Genomic DNA, 22,770 nt, shown 5'->3' with positions numbered 1-22,770 from the left:
TTGCGAGGAGCAGCCTTCGATGGGAATTTTTGACAGATTCAAAGCCATCAAAAGCTCGCATGCCGACCCCGTCTCTGTGCCTCTGCCAACGGCATCAGACCTGATAACCCAAGGCAACGCTCTGGAGGATGCAGGCCAATTTTCACCGGCACTGCAGTGCTACGAGGCCGCCATTGTGTTGGAGCCAAGACTCGCCCGCGCGCACCTGAATCGCGGCAACGCATTGCTGGCTTCAGGCGAAATGAGCGCGGCGATTGGCGCTTTCGAAACAGCACTGCAGCTGGATCAGCAGTATGCGGGGGCCTATTTCAACCTGGGCAATACCCATATGCGTCTCGGGCAATCCGACGCAGCCATCGCTGCTTACGAAAAGGCCGTTGCGCTGGAACCGGATTTCGTGGATGCACACGTGGCGCTGGGAACCGTCCTGGACGACCGTCGCCAGTATGCTGCCGCGTTGGCACACTACCGCCTTGCGCTGAAAGCTCGACCCAACTACGCCGAAGTGCACTGCAACGTGGGCAAGTCGTTGCAGGAGTTGGGACAGTTTGAAAGTGCTCTGGCAAGTTACCGCCGTGCGCTGGAAATCATGCCCGGCTATGCCGAGGGGCACAACAACCTGGGCAATCTCTTGAAAGACTTGAGGCAGTTGGACGGAGCACTGGCCTGTTACCGGCGCGCATTGGAGCTTTCCCCCGGGTTCGTAGAGGCCCATAGCAATTTGCTATTCCTGCTCCACTACCGTGCCGGGGCCGACGCAGCCGTGGCGATTTCGGAGGCCCGTAGCTATGGCACCAGGGTTGCACAAATGGTGCACAACGGCTACCACGATTGGCCCAATCTGAACGAGCCCGAGCGTTGTTTGCGCATAGGATTTGTATCAGGTGATTTGCGCGACCACCCCGTAAGCTATTTTTTTGAAAGCGTCCTGCGTGCATTGGCCGGGTCGCCCCAGCGGAACCTGAGGTTCGTGGGCTATTCGAATCATCCGCTATGCGACTCGGTTACGGAGCGCATCAGGTCCTGCTGCGAGGCTTGGCACGTGACCGTGGAAATGTCGGACACCACGCTGGCAAAACGCATACGCGACGATGCCATCGACATCCTGATTGATCTTTCGGGGCACTCGGCCTTTAACCGCCTGCCTGTTTTCGCCTGGAAGCCCGCTCCTGTGCAATTGAGCTGGCTTGGCTATTTCGGAACGACGGGGGTGAAAGCCATGGACTACCTCATTGCTGATCCATGGACCTTACCCCCTGCCGAAGAGGTAAATTTCACAGAGACTATCTGGCGTATGCCCCATACGCGGCTGTGTTTTACGCCGCCCAGTATCAGCATGGCAGTATCGGCGCTGCCCGCGATCACCAATGGCCATATCACGTTCGGATGCTTCAACAATTTGACCAAAATGAATGCCGACGTGGTGGCGTTGTGGGCACGGGTACTTCACGCAACGCCAGGGAGTCAGCTATTCCTCAAATCGCCGCAACTTGGGGAGGAGGGCGTTCGACGGGATGTACATGCCGCATTTCTGATTCATGGCATTCAGGCTGAGCGTTTGGCGCTGGAGGGGTTGTCGTCCCGCGCTGAGTATCTGGCCTGCTACCACCGGGTCGATATCGCCCTCGACCCTTTCCCTTATACGGGAGGCACCACTACTGCAGAGGCCTTGTGGATGGGTGTGCCCGTGCTGACCCTAGAAGGCGAGCGATTCTTGTCGCGCCAAGGTGTGGGCTTGCTGATGAATGCGGGTCTTGCTGATTGGATTGCTTCGGACTTCGACGATTACGTACGGCGTGCCACCAGACGTGCCCAGGATCTGCAGGCCTTGTCGGCGCTACGTGCCGCATTGCGCCAACAAGTGCTTGCATCGCCAGTTTTCAACGCCACAGATTTTGCACAGCACTTTGAAGCGGCGTTGCGGGGCATGTGGCGAATATGGTGCACACGGCAAACTGCGCATGCAGACTCCGGCACCGGCGAAACCAGGGAAATGCTATCGAAAAAATAGCGGTGGTGTTATGTTTTACGAGGGCTCGTGGTGTTTTTACTTGATACACACCTGGCGAACCATCTTCAGATCCGTCAGACCCATCATCACCTTCTCCATGCCATCCATCTTCAGCGTTCGCATGCCGCCTTCAACTGCCGACGCAAATAGCTCCGCTACGCGCGCACGCTCCTGAATGAGCCGCTTGACGCCATCATCTGCTACCAGCAATTCATGCAAGCCGATCCGGCCTTTGTAGCCGGTCTTGTTGCATTTGTCGCAACCCACCGCTTTGTACAGCTTGATCTGCTTGTCTTCGCCGTACATCTTGAGCCAGCTATCCGCCAGCTTCTGGCGTTCTCCGTCGGGGTCAGCTTTCCATGCCTTGGAGTGGCGCAACTCTTCCGCGTACTCCGTCACAAACAAACGGAATTCTTCCGCATCGGGCACATAGGCTTCCTTGCAGTCGCATAACTTTTTAGCCAACCGTTGGGCCAGGATACCCAGCAGGGCATCTGCAAAATTGAAGGGGTCCATGCCCATATCCATCAAACGGGTGATGGATTCTGGCGCCGAGTTGGTGTGCAGGGTAGAGAAAACCAGGTGACCGGTCAGTGAGGCTTCGACGCCCATGGACACCGTTTCCTTGTCACGGGACTCACCCACCATGATGATGTCTGGGTCCGCTCGCAGAAAGGCGCGCATGATCAGAGCAAAATCGATGCCCGCTTTCTTGTTGATCTGAACCTGGCGCAGGCCTTTTTGCGTAATTTCGACCGGGTCTTCAGCAGTCCAGATTTTGGTGTCCGGCGTATTCAGGAATTTGAGTATGGAGTGCAAGGTGGTGGTCTTGCCGGAGCCAGTAGGGCCGCAGACATAGAACAAACCATAGGGTTTACTGACCGTAGCCTCCAAACGCTCCTTGTTGTGGGGTGTGAGTCCCAGCTTCTCCATGGGAATAGGCTCACCGGCAGCCAGAATCCGCATCACAACGTCTTCCACGCCACCGGCGGAGGGTATGGTGGCCACGCGCAACTCGATGTCCAACGGGCCGTATTTTTTGAATTTGATTTTGCCGTCTTGCGGCTTGCGGCGTTCGGAAATATCCAAATCACACATGATCTTCAGGCGCGTGACCATGGCTGACCGAAAGTGGGCTGGCACCTCCACATAGGGGACTAGGCTCCCATCGATACGGAAGCGAATACCGGTTTTGAATTTGCCCGGCATAGGTTCTATGTGGATGTCGGACACCTTCTGGTTGTAGGCATCAATGATGACCTTGTTGACAAATTTGACCAACTCATTGTCTGCAGCCGCCGACTCCAGCGAATCCTCATTGGTGCCATCATCTATCGGGCCGCCATCCATATCGGCCAGCAACTGGTCAATCGTGCTGGTGTCCGCCACACCTCCAAATAGTTGTCCCAAGGTCTCCTGGAATTCCGTCTGCGTCGTCACCCTATAGGCAAACTTCGCGATGCGCGGAAACACCTGGGGAACCACCCGAGAGCCACGCACCGCCTCCGGGTCCATGCACATAATCACCAGGCCTTCGGGCGCCTCTTCCAACGGAATCCAGCCCTGCTCTTCGATGAATTCCCGCTTCAACGCACCATGCAGCATCTCGGATCGGATACGGCCAGCATTGAACGCCTCATACGGTACGCCAAAGAACTTCGCGAGCGACGGACCAATTTGCACCGGTCGAATCTTGTACTGCGCCATCAATAGGTGCTCAACCGAATTACCCTCGGTGCGCGCATCCGATATGCACTGGCTCAGCTCTTCATCGGTCAGCAGCCCGTCGGCCACCAAGGCATCGTATTTGGTGGCTTTGCGGGTCGAAGCAACGGTAGCCCCGTTCGCGCGCTGGCGAATGGCGGTCGCAAGCGTCTTGCACAGCTCGGATACCCCGTCAACTTCCAAATCACCAAATGGTTCGTCACTCTTGTTGTTGATGACCTGCAAGACTCCATGCAGGGTCTTGCCTTCCAGTATGGGCGCCACCAACATCTGTTTGGTGCGGTAGCCCGAGCGCTTGTCCACCACCTTCAGGAAGGTCAGGGAGGGGTGGATCTGTTTGAGCGCATCGTCGTCGTACACGTCTGGCAGATTCAGCGACGTGCGGCTGAATGCGACGTAGCCCGCGATACTTTGCGGTGAGATGGGCAGCTTCAGGTCGCTGCTGCTGTTCAGGCCCGTCTTGATTTTCGAAACAATGGCCGTCTGGTCTTCATTGACCGCGTAGAGGGTCAGACGGTCAGCATTCAGCAGTTTGCAAATGTCTTGACTGGCCTCCAGCATGATTTGCTCAAGGTTTTCCGTGTCGTGGATGCGAGCAGTGACATGGTGCAGTTGGCGGTAGAACAGGGCCTCAAAGGTCATGCCCCGTTTTTGTGACGGCTGCTTTTGGGACTCAAAAAAGGCTTGCTCAGACGCTTTATCGGCCTTGTCCGACGCGCCAGGCGTCATTACCGCACTCATATATCAAACTCCTGACCGGCATGCATCCTTCGGATGTCGTGTGTCACATTGGGTCCAAATGGTTGGGTTTGGTCGAAGCGTTGTATTTCGGCCATGATGAGTTCGGTCTCAGCAGGTTTGGTATGGGTGATGTAGATGGGGTAATTCTTGCCCTTGGCAATGCAGTCCAATTCATTGGCGAGAACCGTGGGGGACAAGTGCAGACTGCGCTTCGCAAGGTCTTTTTCCCGGTTGCTGAACGCGGTCTCTATCACCAGCATGGCGACATTCAATTGGTTGACCCGATCCCAAAAGGCCTGGTTGCGCTCCGTATCACCGCTAAACACCCAGCAACCATGCCCCGAAGTAATCGCAAAACCGGCGGCCGGCACGGTGTGAACTGCGGGCAATACTTCGATGTACTTGTCGGATAGGTGAACCGTCTGCCCCACCTTGATTTCATGAAAACTGATGAATGGCGCTTCGGGCGTGGGGATGCGGGAAAAATCCGGCCAAATGACGTTATTGAAAATATGGGATCTCAGCGCCTGAATCGTTCCCGCCAACGCATGGACTTGCAAGGGCGCCTTGCGCTGCGCTGCGATGGCATCCACCATCAACGGTAAAGCCGCTACGTGGTCCAAATGCGAATGGGTCAAAAGGACATGGTCTACATTGCGCATCTCATCCAGTGTGAGATCGCCGACGCCGGTTCCCGCGTCGACCAATATCTCACCGTCGATCAGAAAAGACGTGGTTCTGCAATCCTTGGCGATGGCGCCTGAGCATCCGAGTACACGTACTTTCACAGCGAGCGCCTCACTTGGTTTCGAAGTTGGTGGCCCCATCCCATTCAGGATCAAATGGGAGCAAGCGCATGGAGGCTACCCGTTCTGAGTAAGTCTGGTAAAGGAATTTTTTGGCATTCATGCGCATTAAATTCAGCATCAAGACATCTGCCTGATCCCAATTTTGCGCTCTATACGCTTTAATGAAAGAACCCCAAGTCTTCAACTCGGTGCTGGTAGTGTCATTCACCTGGGCGACGGGTGCGACGGGCCAGAAGATCGCCACGGCCTGTTCCTTGCCTTTGACCCGTACTCGGTCCAATTCCTGCCAAGCAAAATCATTCGCCTGTTTACGCGTTGCTTCACTGACAACAATGTCGACACCATAGGCTTTGGACAAACCTTCGAGCCGGGAACCCAGATTTACCGCATCCCCAATAACGGTATACGCTTGGCGTATGTTGGAGCCCATGTCGCCCACGCACATGGTTCCGGTGTTGAGTCCAATGCCAATCCCAATTTCAGGCAAGCCGCGTGCCCGGTGATCCGCATTGATACCACGCACAGCGCTCGCCATTTCCATAGCCGATTTGACCGCAAAGTGGGCATGCTCGGACATTTCAACCGGAGCACCCCAAAACGCCATGACGCAGTCACCCATGTATTTGTCTATGGTGCCTCGATTGGTTCGAATGATGCTGGTCAGCTTGCTGAATACCCCTGTCAGCAACTCTTGCAATTGGGTGGGCTCCATGCTTTCTGACATTTTGGTGAAGCCGCGCATATCGCAGAACATCACCGTCAGTTCCCGGCTGGTTGCCTTCATGCTGTAACTGCCCGGGTCCTTGACCATCTCCTCTACCAGTTCCGGAGGCACATACGTTCCGAACAGGAGCGCCAATTCGCGCTTGGAACGGCTCTCGACAAAATAGCCGTAGCTCATATTCAAGGCAAACGCGGTCAAAGTCATGACCAAGGCCGCCGCCAGGGGCATTACCAGACCGTACGCCATGTACAACCAGGTATTGACACCCGTCACAGTGACCAAAACGCCGACACTCAGCAGTACGGCCCGCGGTGCCGACAGCAATGGCAAGCCGATGGCCAACAGCAATCCTGCCAGCGTCAGGACGACGATGTCGTAACCCATCGCGTAATCAGGCTTGAGCGTGACCTTGTCGTCCAACCAGCCAGAAATCAGGTTGGCATGGGCCTCCACGCCGGGGTATACCTCACCGACCGGGGTCACCCGCAAATCCAGCAATCCTGGCGCGGTCGTGCCGACAAAAACGATTTTGTCTTTGAGGGTATCTGGAGGCAATCGGCCTGCCAGAACATCTGCGGCGGACACATAGCGAAAGGAGCCCCCTTTGACACCACCCTGTCCGCGGTAAGGCACCAAGGTAGCAATGTGTTTGTCCACCGGAATCGCTAGCGTGGTCTTGTCTTGCTTCAACAAAAGCCGATCCAGGCCCTGCAAGCTGCGCGACAGCCATTGCTCGTCTGAGAAACCCGGGAGCACTTTGGGTGACCCCAGTAAACGACGAAACATGGCGAGCGCCAACGACTCGTAGTATTGCCCCTTGTATTCCGCCAGCAAGGGCAGAGACCGCACCACACCGTCAATGTCTGGCGTGGTGTTGAAATGGCCGGCAATCGGTGCGGCCTTGGCCAGCACCTCAATATTGGAACCAAAACCTGTCCACGCAAATGCCTCTACCGTATGGCCCTTGAGATCATTTTTGGACATCACGGGAGCTGGCAGAACGCCAGCCGTGCGGCCGTCCCCGTCACTGCTGAAGTAGTAGCCCATGACAACGGGCCGTGTTTCCAATAATTTGGCGAACGATGTGTCGTAGTCCAATTCGGGCTGCAACTGCTTGAGACGTTCGGCAAACCCGGCTTGGTCCTTGAGTTCGTTGCGTGCCAGGTCGTTGAGCCGACTCAGCCCGGAACTATCGTCCGGCTCCGCAAACACAATGTCGAAGCCCAGCAGCGCAATATGTTGTTGGCTAAACAAGGTATCGACCAACCGGCCGACCTTGTTGCGTCCCCAGGGAAACCGCCCCACCTCGGCAAGACTTTTCTCGTCGATATCAACGATGACAATGCGCTCATCCAGCGTTTTGGGCATGGTCGCCCGCAAGCGGGCGTCGTAAATTACGTCGTCCAGCCGCTGCATGGTTCCCAGCGGCACGATGTTCGCGGCGTGCAGCAACACCAGAACCAACGGGATCAGCGTAACCGCAATCCGTTGCCAGTGTTTAGCTATCGCTTTCATGCGCATCCCCTGAAAAACTGGCGCGCAATGGACACAGCGAACAGCGGACTACAAACCGTCTCAGGTTTGTACGAACTGCATCTGCGTACCAGCCAGCTCGATCAAGTCCCCGTTCTTCAATGCAATCGGGTCCGCCTTGATCGGCGCGCCATTCAGTGTTGGGTTTCCAGCACCCTCCACATGGTGCACCACAAAGCCCTGTTGGCGACGTGTGATGGCAGCCACGGCGACGCCGGGTTTGCCAATAGTGGTTACCACTTTGGTCAAAGGTACTTCACGCCCAGATGCAGCGCCGGACAAGACTTTGATCGACGCATGGAATGCACCCATGCCACTGGATTCCCCACCAGTCAGCGGCGCGGCTGCCGTGCGTGCGGCCGGTGCAGTGGCTGCGCCGGTGGCGGGCCTGGCCTTCACCACCATGGTCTTGTCGAAATTGTCGGCCTCGCCGTCTCCGACGAATTTGATTTTGTACTTGCCTATCTCGATGCTGTCGCCGTTCTGCAGTTGCTGCTTCTTGACGGCCTTGCCATTCAGATAAGTCCCGTTGGTGCTATTGAGGTCTTCCAGTATTACATCGCCGCCACTCATTTGCAGCACGGCGTGCTCACCACTGACAGCCAGATTGTCGATGACGATGTCGTTGTACGGCCTGCGCCCCAAGGTGGTCTTGTCCTTGGTGAGTTGCACTTCTTTGATCACGACCTCATCGATCGAAACGATCATTTTCGGCATGATCGACTCCTTTTTATGTAATTTGTTTCTGGAAAACGCTGTTGCATCTTACTTCCCCAACCACCGAGCGATTAAACCGCGCTTTTCAGGCGCCTCATGCACTTCCACCAGCAGCACCGAGATGTTGTCCCGACCACCGTTTTCATTGGCCAAGTCAATCAGCTGGTTAGCCTTTTGCTCAAGCACCAATTCGGAAGTAACAATTTTAGCGATCGCCTCATCGTCGATCATGTCCGACAGGCCGTCCGAACACATCAGGTACAAGTCACCGACAGCCACTTGGTGTTCATTGACATCCAGCAGAACCGACTCGTCAACACCTAGCGCCCGGGTCACCAAATTCTTGATGGAAGAAGTGGCAGCCTGCTCAGGCGTGATGAGCCCGGCATCCATTTGCTCTTGCAGCAATGAATGGTCTTTGGTGATTTGCTCCAGCAAGCCTGCGCGCAGGCGATAGCAACGGGAGTCACCGATATGCCCCAGGACCAGCTTGTCTTCTCTGAACACGCCAACGACCAGCGTAGTCCCCATACCAGCGTAATTCGCGTTGGAATTCGCGGAGTTGAAGATGGAGCGGTTGGCATTGTCCACGCAGATTTCCATCGCGCGACGCACTTCCTTGGCCTTGACTCCACCACCGGCTTCGGTCAGCCAACGGCTGAGCTCCGATTTGATAAAAGCTGTCGCCATGCCGCTGGCGATCTCGCCTGCGTTGTATCCGCCCATGCCGTCTGCCAGCACCGCAGTCAGTGAGGCCTCGTCGAAGACCACCGAGTCCTCATTGTTGTCCCGCGCCCGGCCCGGGTCTGTTTTTGCGCAAAAATGGTAATTCATGGGCTGCTTAATTGGCTTCCCCGGGCTTGTTTGCCCGCTGGACAACCGTTTTTTCAAAATCCGCCGCGGTTGCCGGTACGGTCGCGGTGAAATCAACTTTGTTCGAATTTGCGCCCTGAGCACCCGGTAAGGTTGAGGAAAACGCAACCGTTTTCTCGCTGGCAGGCCTGTCGGTAGACGCTGGGGGCGCGGCGACGGCAACGGGCGATCCGCCCGACATCTGGCTCATAACGCTGCGTAAATCCACGGCGAACTGGTCTCCTGTCTGGTAGCGCGTTTCCGGCCTCTTGCTCAAAGACAAGGCGACAACGTCAGCCAAATTCTGAGGCAACTCGGAGCGAATGATTCGAATGTCGGGCGCTTCTTCATTGGCGATCTTGTACATCAACTCGGACATCGAGTCTCCGCGAAATGGTAACACCCCTGCCAACATCTGGAACAGCATGACACCCAAGGAATACAGGTCCGAGCGACCGTCTACTTTCTTGCCAGCCAGTTGCTCAGGCGACATGAAACTAGGCGTTCCTAGCACCAGGCCCGTCTTGGTCTTGCTGGAATCGGTAATGCGGGCAATGCCGAAGTCCGTCACCTTGACGGTATCGCTTTGCACCTCGTACATGATATTGGCCGGCTTGATGTCGCGGTGCACCACGTTTTGCTTGTGCGCATAGGCCAAGGCCTCGGCCACGCGCGCCACAATGCTGAGCACAACCGGCACGGGCAACAGTTGATCACCCTTGCAGTGGTCCGCTAGGTCCTTGCCTTTGAGGAATTCCATCGCGATGTAGGCGAGGTCATGTTCCTCGCCCGCGTCGAAGATGGTCACGATATTCTGGTGTTGCAGGCGCCCAGCGGTTTCTGCCTCGCGGAAGAACCGCTCCCGGGCATCCACCAATTCGTCGCCTGCAAACTCCTGGCTCAAGGCCATGGTCTTTATGGCTACCACGCGACCAATCTTGGGGTCCTTGCCCAGGTAGACCACACCCATCGCCCCCTTGCCCAACTCCTTCTCCACCTGGTAGCGACCCAGCATGGGTTTTTCGACGGCGCCACCTTCCAGCAGCATCGTGCCGCCAGGATGACCGGTCGCGCCGCCCAGCATAACCGTCTCCGAGAGGTTCTTGGCGCGGTTCAGCTTGGCCTTGATGTCTTTGTAATTCTTGTCGAAGGCCGCCATGTGCTCATAGACGGCTTCGGCTTTGTTGAATTGGCGCTTGCGTTCAAAGTCCATGGCCAAGCTGTACAGATTGCCCATGACAGCTTCGTTCATTGGCACGCGGCGGAAGCGGTCGAAGGCCATGTCCAGCTGCCCTTGGCCTTGCAAAGCCAAGCCCATCATGCGGTTGGTTTCTGCAGACTCTTCATCCGCCTGCACCTTGCCCGCTTCGGTCACCAGGAAACGCTTGGTTGTCAAGGCCAAGTGACCCAGTACCAACAATGTGGCCGGGTACACCAAGTCCAGCGAAATCGCCGACGCGGACAACAGCCCAAACTCCAGACCCAGCAAACCAATAAACAAAACCAGCGTAGCGGTGGCCGCCATACCTGCGGAGAGTCGCGGCAAAGCAACAATCACATAGGCTGCTATTAGCAGGAACAACCCGGCTGTCGCCCAGCCACCCCACGTAGGTTGCACGATAAAGTGCTCGCTCAGGATGTTGGACGTGATGTGCGCAATGGTTTCCGCCGGGGAGAGTGCAGAATTACCTGGCACCGGGAATTGGATGCCGACGCCGACGGCCGTCGCTCCAATGATCACGATTTTGTCCGTGTATTTGGAAGCCGGGATTTTTCCTGTCAGCACGTCATAGAACGAGTCCACGGCAAAAGCGGGTCTACCCTCTTTACCCTTGTAAAACTGCGGCATCATCATCGCCGCTTCGTCGGTTTTAACGCGCAGTTTGCCAATCTGTACTGACTGGCCCGGATTCAAACGCAGGTCGGAGGCAGACAGGTTCAAGCTCTTGGCTGCTCCGAGCAACGCCATGGAGGGCACGGCTTTACCGTAAAAATTGACCAGCAGGGGCTCTTTGCGGACTGCACCATCCACATCTTGCTTCTGGTTCAGATGTCCCACGCCGACCGCCGCACTACCCAAGCTTGCAATAGGCTCCTGGGCTCGGACAGCAGGAAGGGAGAAGCCTGTGGGGTCATCCAGTGTATTTTTCAGTGCAAAGTCTGGCAGCGCATTGTCAGGCTTTCCCTGCGGTTCACCCAGATCAAACACCGATGGCAGCAGTACGTTACCGGCGTTTTTGATGCTAGTCGCCAGGATAGCGTCCGTATCCAAAGCAGTTTCTGCTTCGGCTATCAATTGATTCAGCTGTTCATTGGCGGGCGTGCCTTCTGGTGTCGAGCCCAATGCTGCCTTCATCTTGCGGATGAAAACCAAACCGGGATCGACCTGCGGTTCGGAAAAGAAGACCGTATGCACAATGGTCTTGGCTTTGGCAGCCGCCAGCTTGTCGATCAGCTTGGCGTGTATGTCACGCGACCAAGGCCAGCGGCCCAGGTTAGCAATACTTTGGTCGTCAATGGCAATGACGGCAATGCGGTCGGATGGCTGGCGGGTCGTGCTGGTGCTGGCAAAGTCGTAGAAGCCTCGCTCCAACCTGCCGACAAAATCCGTCGCCAGATTGAGCACGATGACAGCGACCACGATAGCCACACCGGCAAACCAATCGGCCCTCCAAAAAGGGCCTGATTTAGAGAAAGAAGATTTCGCCACGTGCCAGCCCTACCCCTTATGCAGCCGAATGTTTGCCAACAGCGCCCATCCACAATACGCCCTGACCGACAGATCAAGGCAGGGGCCAACATTAGCAGATGCCGTACGTTCCGACAAGCAACTTATTCAAACAAAAGGCCAGTTTTTGATAGCGCAATCGTCACTGAGCGTGCCGCTTTCCGAGTTTTCTACCCAGGCCCACGACCAATAGCGCGCCGGCAACGGCGCCCCCGTAGTGCAGCCACGGGTAATCTGCCAGCGCCGTCCGCAACGCCACGTCACTGACAATGGTCTCACCACCAACCCAGCCAATCAATGCCGCGCCCAACATGATGATGATGGGAAAGCGTGTCATCAAGCGGATCATCAGCGTACTGCCGAAGATCACCAAGGGAATGCTGATGGCCAGTCCCAGTATCAGCAGGGTCATATCGCCCTTGGCGGCGGCAGCCACGGCGATCACGTTGTCCAGGCTCATCACCAGATCGGCAATCAAAATGGTGCGAACGGCTGCCATCAGATTGCCACTGCCGGCTGCGCCTTCCTCGGCGTCCTCTTCCTCAATCAGCAGTTGAACGCCGATCCACAGTAAGAGCAGGCCGCCAACGATCTGCAAGAACGACATCTCCAGCAGTTTGGCCGCGACCACGGTCAGGGCTATACGCAGAACCACGGCAGCACCAGAGCCGAAGAACACGGCCTTCTTTTGCTGCTCGGCGGGCAGGGACCGCGCCGCCAGCGCAATGACCACCGCGTTGTCGCCGGACAGGATGATGTTGATCCAGACAATCTTCAGCAGACCGATCCAGAAGTCTGTGCTATGCAGCCATTCCATTCTTGCAACTCCTGTATTTCAAAATGCAAGAAGCGCCCAAAACCTGCTGTTCGGAGCGCTTCCTGGTTATTGGATAGGATGGTAGCCAACGCGCCTGAACCATCCCTGACTGCAGCAAAATTACAACAGTGCTTTGAGCAGCTTCGCCATTTCAGACGGATTGCGCGTGACGGTGAAGCCACATTCTTCCATGACCGCCAGTTTGGCATCGGCCGTATCGGCGCCACCAGAAATCAACGCGCCGGCGTGGCCCATGCGCTTTCCTGGGGGAGCTGTCACGCCTGCGATGAAGCCAACGATGGGTTTTTTCATGTTGAGCTTGCACCAGCGGGCGGCTTCGGCTTCGTCTGGCCCGCCGATTTCGCCAATCATGATGACGGCGTCGGTGTCGGGATCGTCGTTGAAGGCCTTCATGACGTCGATGTGCTTCAGACCGTTGATGGGGTCGCCACCAATACCGACAGCAGACGACTGGCCCAGACCGATTTCGGTCAATTGCGCCACCGCTTCGTAGGTCAGCGTACCGGAGCGGCTGACCACGCCAATGCGGCCCTTACGGTGGATATGGCCGGGCATGATGCCGATCTTGATTTCGTCGGGGGTGATCAGGCCGGGGCAGTTGGGTCCCAACAACAGGGTCTTCTTGCCGCCAGCGGCTTCCTTGGCCTTCATGCGGTTGCGCACTTCCAGCATGTCCTTGACGGGGATGCCTTCGGTGATGCAGATGGCCAGGTCCAGGTCGGCTTCAACGGCTTCCCAGATGGCAGCAGCGGCGCCTGCCGGGGGAACGTAGATCACGGACACGGTAGCGCCCGTGTTGGATGCAGCTTCCTTGACGGAGGCGTAGATCGGGATATTGAAGATGGACTCGCCGGCCTTCTTGGGGTTCACGCCCGCGACGAAGCAGTTCTTACCGTTTGCGTATTCCTGGCACTTCTCGGTGTGGAACTGACCGGTCTTGCCCGTGATGCCCTGGGTGATGACCTTGGTGTCTTTGTTGATGAAGATAGACATATTCGTGCTCCGCCTTACTTGACCGCTGCCACAATTTTTTGGGCCGCTTCGGCCATGCTGTCTGCGCTGATGATGGGCAGGCCGCTCTCGGCCAGCATCTTCTTGCCCAGGTCTTCGTTGGTGCCCTTCATGCGCACCACCAATGGCACGTTCAGGTTCACGGCCTTGCAGGCGGTGATCACGCCGGTGGCGATGGTGTCGCACTTCATGATGCCGCCGAAGATGTTGACCAGGATGGCCTTGACCTTGGGGTTCTTCAACATGATCTTGAAGGCTTCGGTGACCTTCTCGGGAGTGGCGCCGCCGCCCACGTCCAGGAAGTTGGCCGGTTCGGCGCCAAACAGCTTGATGGTGTCCATGGTGGCCATGGCCAGACCGGCGCCGTTGACCAGGCAGCCGATGTTGCCGTCCAGGGAGATGTAGGCCAGGTCGAACTTGGAGGCTTCCACTTCGGCCGGATCTTCTTCGTCCAGATCACGGTAAGCCACGATCTCGGGGTGGCGGAACAGCGCGTTGGAGTCAAAGTTGAACTTGGCGTCCAGCGCCATCACATTGCCCTTGCTGTCGCAGTTCAGCGGGTTGATTTCCACCAGCGACGCGTCGGTATCCATGTAGCACTTGTAGATCTTGGCGAAGATGTCCACGGCCTGGTCCACAGAAGCGCCGGTCAAGCCAATGGCTGTGGCCACTTTCTTGCTCTGCTCGGTAGTAATGCCGGTCAGGGGGTCAATCATCTCGGTGATGATCTTTTCGGGTGTGGAATGGGCCACTTCCTCGATGTCCATGCCGCCTTCGCTCGACGCGATCAGGGCCACTTTCTGGCTAGCGCGGTCGGTCACCAGCGAAACATACAGTTCATTCTTGATGTCGGCGCCGTCTTCAATATAGAGGCGGCGGACCTTCTGGCCTTCCGGGCCGGTTTGGTGCGTCTTGAGCTGCATGCCCAGGATGTCACCGGCCAGGCGCTTGACGTCATCGATGGACTTGGCGACCTTGACGCCACCGCCCTTGCCGCGTCCACCGGCGTGGATTTGCGCCTTGACGACCCAGACCGGGCCCCCAAGCTTTTGAGCGGCTTCCACCGCCTCTTGAACTGTGAAGGCGGGGATGCCGCGGGGCACCGGCACACCGAATTGGCGCAAAATTTCTTTGCCTTGGTATTCGTGGATTTTCATGACGTCTCTTTGGGAGCTGGACAATTTTCACCAAATTGCAACAATTTTCGGTCGCAATTTGGCACTGGACACATCAACTGCGAAATGTATCATGTTGCAACGCACCAAACTTATCGCTGCCTGACGGCCTGTTTTTGGCGCCTAAAGACGTCCACTCCCAAAATCCTGATTGACATCCACCACGTATGAAGAGAATTTTTATTGATGGCGAAGCCGGCACCACCGGTCTGTTGATACGGGAGCGGCTGCAAACCACGCCCGGTGTGGAGGTCATGCGCATTGACCCGGCCTTGCGCAAGGACGCAGTGGCCAAGCAGGCCCTGATGGCCCAGGCCGATCTGGTGGTTCTGTGCCTGCACGACGATGCGGCCGTGGAATCGGTCGCCATGGTGGACGCTCTGGAGCGCCGTACCGGGCGCCCCGGACCGCGCATTGTGGATGCGTCGACCGCCCACCGCACGGCCTCCGGCTGGGTCTATGGCTTCCCGGAATTGACCGCTTCGCAGCGCGAAGCCGTGGTTCAAGCCCGCCGCGTGGCCAACCCTGGTTGTTACGCGACCGGAGCCATCGCACTGCTGCGCCCGCTGGTGGATGCCGGGCTCATGCCGGCCGACTTCCCCGTATGCCTGCCATCCATCAGTGGCTACTCGGGCGGCGGCCGGACCATGATCGAAGCCTATGAGGCTGGCAGCGCACCACCCATGGAGCTGTATGCCTTGGGCTTGAAGCACAAGCACATTCCCGAAATCATGCGCTACACCGGCCTGACGCGCAGGCCATTGTTTGTGCCTTCGGTCGGTAACTTCAAGCAGGGCATGCTGGTGCAGTTGCCCTTGCACCTGGACACCTTGCCGGGCAAACCCTCTGCGCAAGACTTGCACACCGCCTTGCAAAAGCACTATGCAGGCAGCGAATGGGTGACTGTGGAAGAGGCCACCACCGATAACAAGCTGGACGCCGTAGCGCTAAACGACAGCAACAAGATGGAACTGCGCGTGTTTGCCAACGATGCCAAGGCTGATGGCTTTGCGCACGCCGTGTTGGTTGCGCGGCTGGACAACTTGGGCAAGGGTGCTTCGGGTGCGGCTGTGCAGAACATCAAGTTGATGCTAGGGCTTTAGAGAGCCGCGGTCTGGGCATCTCGCTGCGGCCCGTCAGGGCGGCACGTTTTGCTCCGTGTCCCCCGCGCCGTCAGCGGGCGAACGTCAACGCCTAGTCGTCATCCCCACCCGACACCACTTTGCGGATGGCATCGCCGCCAAAACCACGGCTGGCCAGAAACCGCATTTGTTTGCCGCGCTCAGCGGCATCCGCGGGTGGCTCCCCAAACTTCTTGCGCCAGACTTCACGTGCACGGTCCACCTCGGTCGCACGCAACTGCTCCACAGCATCCAGCACAGCCTCGGGTGCCAGACCCTTGCCTTGCAGCTCCTGGCGAATGCGTGACGTGCCCAGCTTGGCGGAGCGGCGGTTCAGCACCGACTCCACCACGCGCTGCTCATTGATGAAGCCCTTGGCCTGCAATTCATCCAGCGCCTTGGCCAGGGCACCGGGCTCTTCCTCGAACTGCGCCAACCGACGCTCCAGCTCGACGCGAGAATGTTCCCGGGCGCTGAGCAGGCGCAGCGCCCGGCCCTTGAGGGACAGTGGTGGGGTGTTTGTCGCCGTGGCCATGTCAACCCATGCAGAAAATTCAGCTACAAATTACGCTACTGTTTTTATAGCTGCTTACGCGCGTCCTATGCGGGCTGCTCGGCTTTTTTGCTTGCAGCCTTGGCCTTGACTTCAGGTTCTGCAGCCGCCACTACCGGCAACAGCGGGATGCCCAGCGATTCACGCACCTTGTTCTCGATTTCCACCGACAGTGCGGCGTTTTCACGCAGGAACTCACGCGCGTTGTCGCGACCCTGGCCAATCTTTTCACCCTTGTAGGCGTACCAGGCGCCGGACTTTTCCAGGATGTTGGCTGTCACACCCATGTCGATGATTTCGCCGTGGCGGCTGATGCCCTCGCCAAACAAAATATCGAACTCCGCCGTCTTGAACGGAGGGCTGACCTTGTTCTTGACGACCTTGACCTTGGTCTCGTTACCAATCGCCTCGTCGCCCTTCTTGATGGTGCCGGTGCGGCGGATGTCCAGGCGCACGGAGGCGTAGAACTTCAGCGCATTGCCGCCGGTGGTGGTCTCAGGCGAGCCAAACATCACACCGATCTTCATGCGGATCTGGTTGATGAAGATGACCATGCAGTTGGTCTTCTTGATGTGGGCGGTCAGCTTGCGCAGAGCTTGGCTCATCAGACGGGCTTGCAGACCGGGCAATGAATCACCCATTTCGCCTTCCAGTTCGGCCTTGGGGGTCAAGGCGGCCACCGAGTCGACAACGATCAGGTCCACCGCGCCGGAGCGCACCAGGCTGTCCACGATTTCCAGCGCTTGTTCACCGGTGTCGGGCTGGCTGATCAGCAGGTCGGGCAGGTTGACGCCCAGCTTCTGCGCGTATTGGATGTCCAGCGCGTGTTCGGCATCGACAAAGGCGCAGGTGCCGCCCTGTTTTTGCATCTCGGCAATCACCTGCAGCGTCAGCGTGGTCTTGCCGGACGACTCCGGTCCGTAGATTTCGACGACACGGCCGCGGGGCAGGCCGCCGACGCCCAGTGCAATGTCCAGCCCCAGCGAGCCGGTGGAGACGACCTGGATGTCTTCAATGACCTCGCCTTCGCCCAGGCGCATGATGGTGCCCTTGCCGAACTGCTTTTCGATCTGGGCCAGGGCGACCTGCAGGGCCTTGGCCTTTTCGCTGTTGGCGCTGTTCATGCTGTTGGGGGTCTTGACGGGTGCATCCATGGGAAATCTCCTTAAAAATCAATGTTGAGACGTATGCCAGTGCTTGGTATTAATTACAGGCTGGATACTTGAACAGTAGTTTAACGACGATCATTGGATTCGGTAAACTTGTTTTTTAGTCAGTTTGTATTACCATTTAATGCATGACGGAATGGACGCTTTCGGACCCCGGTGGCTGGCGCCAGGCCCACATGGGCCACTGGCTGCGGCTGGCGCTGGAGCGCTTTGACGCGCGGGTGCTGGCGCTGATGGCGCACCACCCCGGCGTGCCGCTGGGCCTGGCCAATCTGGTCACGCGCGGGCAGGTGGGCGCAGCGCACATCCACATCACACGCCACCTGGCCACCGGTGGCTCGCGGCTGACCGAGCTGGCCAGGAGCGCTGGCATGACCAAACAGGCCATGGGCACCCTGGTCAACCAGTGCGAGGCCTGGGGCATGGTCACGCGTGCACCCGACCCGCTGGATGCCCGGGCGCAGCAGCTGCGCTTCACCGAAGTGGGACTGGCCTGGCTGGAGGCCTACCGCGAGGCCGTGGAGCAGGCCGAACTGGAACTGCGCCAGGCGGTTGGAGAAGAAGTTGCGACAGTACTGGCCATTGGCTTGGAAGCCTACAGCGGTCAGTGAAGAACAAGGGTGCGCGCCTAGAATGCAAAAAACACGTTCACACCCGCCTGTGTGCAGGCGCTGTGGCGACAACGACGAGGAGCAGACATGCGGATATTGATCGCCGAAGACGACCAGGTCTTGGCCGACGGCTTGTTGCGGGCGCTGCGCGGCGCTGGCGCGGCGGTGGACCATGTGGCCAGCGGCACCGAGGCCGACGCCGCGCTGATGACCAACACCGAATTCGACCTGCTGATCCTGGACCTGGGCCTGCCCAAGATGCATGGCCTGGAAGTGCTCAAAAAACTGCGGGGGCGTGGCTCCTCGCTACCGGTGCTGATACTCACCGCCGCCGACGCCGTGGACGAACGCGTCAAGGGCCTGGACTATGGCGCCGACGACTACATGGCCAAGCCCTTCAGCCTGCAGGAACTGGAAGCCCGCGTACGCGCCCTGGTGCGCCGCGGCATGGGCGCCACCAGCAGCACCATCAAACACGGCCCGCTGACCTACGACCAGGCCGGCCGTGTGGCCACGATAGACGGCAAGATGGTGGAGCTGTCAGCCCGCGAACTGGGCCTGCTGGAGGTGCTGCTGCAGCGCGCCGGCCGCCTGGTCAGCAAGGACCAACTGGTGGAGCGCCTGTGTGAGTGGGGCGAAGAGGTCAGCAACAACGCAATCGAGGTCTACATCCACCGCCTGCGCAAGAAGATCGAGAAAGGCCCCATCCGCATTGCGACCGTGCGCGGCCTGGGCTATTGCCTCGAAAAGATTGCGTCTTGATCGAATTACTATGTATTTAGGAGCAGCTCACGCATATTTGGCGGGGGCTAACGGCCAGTTTCTCCACACGCCCCTGCGCCCGGGGCCGATCGCATGAAGATCTTCCAGCGCGAACAACGCAGCCTGTTCGGCGAAATCCTGGACTGGATGCTGACGCCGCTGCTGCTGCTGTGGCCGGTCAGCCTGGTTCTGACCTGGTTGGTGGCACAGGGCATTGCCGGCAAGCCCTTTGACCGCGCGCTGGAATACAACGTCGGCGCGCTGGCGCAATTGGTCACCACCAGCAACCAGAACAAGGCCCAGTTCGCGCTGCCCCTGCCCGCCCGCGAGCTGCTGCGGGCCGATGACAGCGACACCGTCTACTACCAGGTGCTGGGCACGGCTGGCGAATACCTTGGCGGCGAAAAAGACCTGCCCAGCCCCCCGGAGGACGAGAAGGCCGTTCCCGGCGAAGTGCGCATGCGCGACGACGAGTTTCGCGGCTCCAGCATCAAGGTCGCCTACACCTGGGTCAAGCTGGACGCGACCGACAACAGCAAGCCGGCACTGGTGCAAGTGGCCGAGACCATGGACAAGCGCTCGGTGCTGGCCACCGAAATCGTCAAGGGCGTGATGCTGCCGCAGTTCGTCATCCTGCCGTTGGCGGTGTTGCTGGTCTGGTTGGCCCTGGTGCAGGCCATCAAGCCGCTGAACCACCTGGAGGAGCGCATCCGCGCGCGCAGCCCGGACGACCTGAGCCCGCTGGACGCCGAGGCCGTGCCGCTGGAGGTGGCGCCGCTGGTGTCGTCGGTCAACGACCTGCTGATGCGGCTCAAAGATTCAGTGGCCACCCAGAAACGTTTTCTGGCCGACGCCGCCCACCAGTTGAAGACGCCGTTGGCGGGCCTGCGCATGCAGGCCGACCTGGCCCAGCGCGAAGACGCTAACACCGAAGACCTGAAGCAGTCGCTGCGCCAGATCGGCCGTTCCAGCATCCGCGCCACCCACACTGTCAACCAGTTGCTGGCCCTGGCCCGGGCCGAGAGCAGCGGCACGGCCATGAGCCAGCAGACCTGCAACCTCGTTCGCCTGACCATGGACGTGGTGCGCGACTGCGTGCCGCGCGCGATGGACAAGCTGATCGACGTGGGCTACGAAGGCGCCGAACCCGACGACGCCGACGTAAACCTGCAGGGCAACCCCACGCTCCTCAAGGAAATGGTACGCAACCTGATGGACAACGCCATCAACTACACGCCATCCACCGCCGAACGGCCGGGGGTGATCACCGTGCGCGTGCTCAAAGACCCGTTCAGCAAGGTGCTGGTGCTGCAGGTGGAAGACTCCGGGCCCGGCATACCCGCGGCGGAGCGCGAGCTGGTGTTCCAACCCTTCTACCGCGTGCTGGGCACCGAGGCCGATGGCTCCGGCCTGGGCTTGCCCATCGTGCTGGAGATTGCACGCCAGCACCAGGCCAGCGTGACCGTGGAGGACAGCCGCCCCGGTCAGACCCCGCCCGGCACCTGTTTCACGGTGCGTTTTGGCCAGCCTGAGTAAATATAAACCCCACGGTCGCCCACTTTGTGTGGCTCCCTGCCCCCCGAGGGGGCCGCATTTTCCCTGCGGGACTGACCGCCAAGCGGTTCAGAGGCCTTGGGGCGGCCCGGCGGCAAAACATAGCCCCACCCTCCGATTTGCGGGTTGCGGGGCTAATTGCAGCTATGCAGCGTGCGGCCCGCCAAAGCCGTTTTCAGGTCAGCCAGGCGGTTTTTGGTCTCCAGGGTGACCGCCGGTAGCTTGAGTTGGTTTTGACGGCCTTCCTGGCGTTCCTGGATCACCTTGGCCGTGCGGATACCGCGCAGCGACAGCTTGGCCAATTCGGCCGTTGCATCGGCCTGGCTATCAAAGCCACCCAGCGAAAGCCCCAGTTCCAGATCGGGATTGTTCAGGGCTTGCGGGACCAGCTTCATCGTCGCCAGCTCCCCGCGTTTTTTGACCAGCTGTTCGGTATTCGCGAACTTGCCCATGTAGATGATCCAGCGCGCAGAGACGTCCACCGCGTCCAGTTGCCAGCTTCCCGATGGCAGCGCGGACTCCAATGCGCTGCGCAGCGTCGCGGCCTGCGCGTCGTCATACGGCCCGGCCAACAAGCACTCTTTGGGCACCAATTCGGCTTGGGCCTGGGCTTCGGCCCGTTTGGCCTCCGCTGGGGTCAGCACCTGCAGGGTTTCGGGCTTGATTTGCTGCTCCAGGCGCTGGGGCTCGCGCTGCTGCAGGGGGGCAAAGCCGTAGGCACGCAACAGGCCCTCGCTCCAGGCGAAGTAGAGGCCATTGGCCAGTATCAGCAGCAGTACAAACAGTCGCAGCATGGATTCAGGGCGGGTTGTTGGCCGAGAGGGGGTTCGCTGACAGCGGTCGCACGCTGACCTCGGCACTGGTGATTTTTTTCAAGCCATGGTCGGTGTGCAGCAGCAGGGCGCCGCTGGCGTCCACGCCGCGGGCCATGCCGGTTACACCGTCGCTGCACACCAATTCGCGGCCGTACAGCAGGTCGCGCGCATGGAAGGCCGTGCGCAACGGCCCAAAGCCCTCGGCCTCGAAGCGCCGAACGGCTTGGACCAGCGGCGCGGCGACCATGCCCAAGGCTGTGGGCGCGTCCACCGTGGACAGCAGCTCGCACAGCGCCGCCGGCGGCGTGCGCAAACCCTCGCCATCCGGCGGCAGGATATTGATGCCCACGCCGATGACGGCGTAGCGCAGTTCGCCCACGCTGGCGGTTTCGATCAGGATGCCGGCCAGCTTGCGGTCTTGCAGCCACACGTCGTTGGGCCACTTCAGTTGCAAGGCGGGGTGCAGGCTTTCTACCACGGACAGGCCCACGGCGAGCGACAGGCCGGACCAGTCGGTGGGTGCCAACGGCAGCCCCAGGGAGAAGGTCAGGGAGGGCAGCGGTCCGCCCGCTTGTGCGCCATCGCCACTGGCCCAGGTGCGCCCCAGGCGGCCGCGGCCGGCACTCTGGCGCTCGGCCACCAGCAACACCGGCTCCAACTGGCCCGCACGGGCGCGGCGCATCAGCTCGGTATTGGTGGAATCAATCTCGGGCAGTACCTCGACCGAGAACGTAGGCAACAACGGCGATACCGCCTCCCAGATCGCCTCAGCCGGCCACTGGATGATGGTGCCCACGCCGTTCACGCCCTACTCAGCGACGGCCACGCTTGGGGGCCAGCAACGTGCCTCGGCACTTTTTGGTCCCGCACCAGCAAGGGTATTCGGCCTTGAGCTTCTTGGTGTAGGGCTCGTCGATGATCAGGCCGTAGTCGTAGTTCAGCTCTTCGCCGGCCTGGATGTTGCGCAACGCCTTGATGAAAACCCGGCCATCCACTTCATCGGCCTCGCAGTTGGCGTCGCAGGCATGGTTGATCCAGCGCGAAGAGTTGCCGCCATACAACGCATCGATGACACGCTCTTCATCGACGTGAAAGTAGAAGGTGTGGTTGGGGTCTTTGGGATCGTGGGGGTGGCGGCGCTGCGCCTCTTCCCAGCTGATGATTTCACCCACATATTCGATGATGGTCTCGCCCTCGGCGATGTCCTGGACGGCAAAAACGCCCTTGCCGTGGACCCCGGAACGCCGGGTTTGGATACGGCGGCTGGATGCTGCTTTGCCAAGAATCTCTGGTTTTTTGGCCACGGCTCAAAAATTTGGTA

General features: G+C 59.0%; 19 protein-coding genes. 5 read left to right on the top strand and 14 right to left on the bottom strand.

The window, feature by feature from the left end; all coding sequences use genetic code 11:
• The first annotated feature begins 19 nt into the window (after window positions 1-19).
• The gene (locus tag AC07OO_RS24455) at window positions 20-2,011 is read left to right on the top strand and encodes an O-linked N-acetylglucosamine transferase, SPINDLY family protein (RefSeq protein WP_495084776.1); all 1,992 of its coding nucleotides are present in this window, start codon (window positions 20-22) and stop codon (window positions 2,009-2,011) included.
• Between the two features lie 36 nt (window positions 2,012-2,047).
• Here the strand turns inward: AC07OO_RS24455 and AC07OO_RS24450 are convergent, their stop codons facing one another.
• From AC07OO_RS24450 to sucC, 9 genes are all read right to left on the bottom strand, one after another.
• On the bottom strand, window positions 2,048-4,477 hold the full coding sequence (locus AC07OO_RS24450; protein ID WP_495084775.1) for a GspE/PulE family protein: 2,430 nt from the start codon (window positions 4,475-4,477) through the stop codon (window positions 2,048-2,050).
• Window positions 4,474-5,265 carry a 3',5'-cyclic-nucleotide phosphodiesterase gene (locus AC07OO_RS24445; RefSeq protein WP_495084869.1) on the bottom strand — a complete coding sequence of 264 codons (792 nt, stop codon included), beginning with the start codon at window positions 5,263-5,265 and terminating at the stop codon, window positions 4,474-4,476. The genes AC07OO_RS24450 and AC07OO_RS24445 overlap by 4 nt, the downstream gene beginning before the upstream one ends.
• 10 nt (window positions 5,266-5,275) lie before the next feature.
• Window positions 5,276-7,525 (bottom strand): CHASE2 domain-containing protein, encoded by a 2,250-nt coding sequence (locus AC07OO_RS24440; RefSeq protein ID WP_495084774.1) that lies wholly within the window; start codon window positions 7,523-7,525, stop codon window positions 5,276-5,278.
• A 60-nt stretch (window positions 7,526-7,585) separates the two neighbouring features.
• A complete protein-coding gene (locus AC07OO_RS24435; RefSeq protein WP_495084773.1) occupies window positions 7,586-8,260 on the bottom strand; it encodes an FHA domain-containing protein in 675 nt (224 codons plus the stop codon).
• Between the two features lie 48 nt (window positions 8,261-8,308).
• Entirely contained in the window at window positions 8,309-9,094 is a 786-nt protein-coding gene (locus AC07OO_RS24430; RefSeq protein ID WP_495084772.1) for a Stp1/IreP family PP2C-type Ser/Thr phosphatase, read from the bottom strand.
• A 7-nt stretch (window positions 9,095-9,101) separates the two neighbouring features.
• Window positions 9,102-11,762, bottom strand: a complete 2,661-nt coding sequence (locus AC07OO_RS24425) for a CHASE2 domain-containing serine/threonine-protein kinase (protein ID WP_495084771.1) — start codon at window positions 11,760-11,762, stop codon at window positions 9,102-9,104.
• A gap of 220 nt (window positions 11,763-11,982) precedes the next feature.
• Entirely contained in the window at window positions 11,983-12,657 is a 675-nt protein-coding gene (locus tag AC07OO_RS24420) for a TerC family protein (protein WP_495084770.1), read from the bottom strand.
• Between the two features lie 120 nt (window positions 12,658-12,777).
• A complete protein-coding gene (gene sucD / locus AC07OO_RS24415; RefSeq protein WP_209393684.1) occupies window positions 12,778-13,671 on the bottom strand; it encodes a succinate--CoA ligase subunit alpha in 894 nt (297 codons plus the stop codon).
• Between the two features lie 14 nt (window positions 13,672-13,685).
• Entirely contained in the window at window positions 13,686-14,846 is a 1,161-nt protein-coding gene (gene sucC / locus AC07OO_RS24410; protein ID WP_495084769.1) for an ADP-forming succinate--CoA ligase subunit beta, read from the bottom strand.
• Between the two features lie 185 nt (window positions 14,847-15,031).
• Between sucC and argC the strand changes: the two genes are divergently transcribed.
• Entirely contained in the window at window positions 15,032-15,967 is a 936-nt protein-coding gene (gene argC / locus AC07OO_RS24405; protein ID WP_495084768.1) for an N-acetyl-gamma-glutamyl-phosphate reductase, read from the top strand.
• Between the two features lie 91 nt (window positions 15,968-16,058).
• On the opposite strand, the gene recX is transcribed toward argC, so the two are convergent.
• Window positions 16,059-16,520, bottom strand: a complete 462-nt coding sequence (gene recX, locus AC07OO_RS24400; protein WP_495084767.1) for a recombination regulator RecX — start codon at window positions 16,518-16,520, stop codon at window positions 16,059-16,061.
• Window positions 16,521-16,585: 65 nt separating this feature from the next.
• A complete protein-coding gene (gene recA, locus AC07OO_RS24395) occupies window positions 16,586-17,692 on the bottom strand; it encodes a recombinase RecA (protein ID WP_495084766.1) in 1,107 nt (368 codons plus the stop codon).
• Window positions 17,693-17,835: 143 nt separating this feature from the next.
• Between recA and AC07OO_RS24390 the strand changes: the two genes are divergently transcribed.
• The 3 genes from AC07OO_RS24390 to AC07OO_RS24380 all read left to right on the top strand — a co-directional run bounded on the left by AC07OO_RS24390 (window position 17,836) and on the right by AC07OO_RS24380 (window position 20,616).
• Entirely contained in the window at window positions 17,836-18,318 is a 483-nt protein-coding gene (locus tag AC07OO_RS24390) for a MarR family winged helix-turn-helix transcriptional regulator (protein ID WP_495084765.1), read from the top strand.
• A gap of 87 nt (window positions 18,319-18,405) precedes the next feature.
• Complete coding sequence (locus AC07OO_RS24385) at window positions 18,406-19,080, top strand: response regulator (protein ID WP_495084764.1); 675 nt, start codon at window positions 18,406-18,408, stop codon at window positions 19,078-19,080.
• Window positions 19,081-19,173: 93 nt separating this feature from the next.
• Window positions 19,174-20,616 (top strand): sensor histidine kinase, encoded by a 1,443-nt coding sequence (locus tag AC07OO_RS24380; protein ID WP_495084763.1) that lies wholly within the window; start codon window positions 19,174-19,176, stop codon window positions 20,614-20,616.
• Between the two features lie 152 nt (window positions 20,617-20,768).
• Here the strand turns inward: AC07OO_RS24380 and AC07OO_RS24375 are convergent, their stop codons facing one another.
• From AC07OO_RS24375 to AC07OO_RS24365, 3 genes are read right to left on the bottom strand one after another with little or no spacing between them, the layout of a single operon-like run.
• Complete coding sequence (locus AC07OO_RS24375; protein ID WP_495084762.1) at window positions 20,769-21,428, bottom strand: SPOR domain-containing protein; 660 nt, start codon at window positions 21,426-21,428, stop codon at window positions 20,769-20,771.
• 4 nt (window positions 21,429-21,432) lie between these two features.
• Complete coding sequence (locus AC07OO_RS24370; RefSeq protein ID WP_495084761.1) at window positions 21,433-22,254, bottom strand: biotin--[acetyl-CoA-carboxylase] ligase; 822 nt, start codon at window positions 22,252-22,254, stop codon at window positions 21,433-21,435.
• Window positions 22,255-22,261: 7 nt separating this feature from the next.
• On the bottom strand, window positions 22,262-22,753 hold the full coding sequence (locus AC07OO_RS24365) for an SET domain-containing protein (RefSeq protein ID WP_495084760.1): 492 nt from the start codon (window positions 22,751-22,753) through the stop codon (window positions 22,262-22,264).
• Between the last annotated feature and the right edge of the window lie 17 nt (window positions 22,754-22,770).

This window comes from Rhodoferax sp. GW821-FHT07G04 (assembly GCF_059418585.1).
The sequence above is the reverse complement of the archived record's forward strand: the minus strand, read 5'-3'. Positions and strand labels throughout refer to the sequence as shown.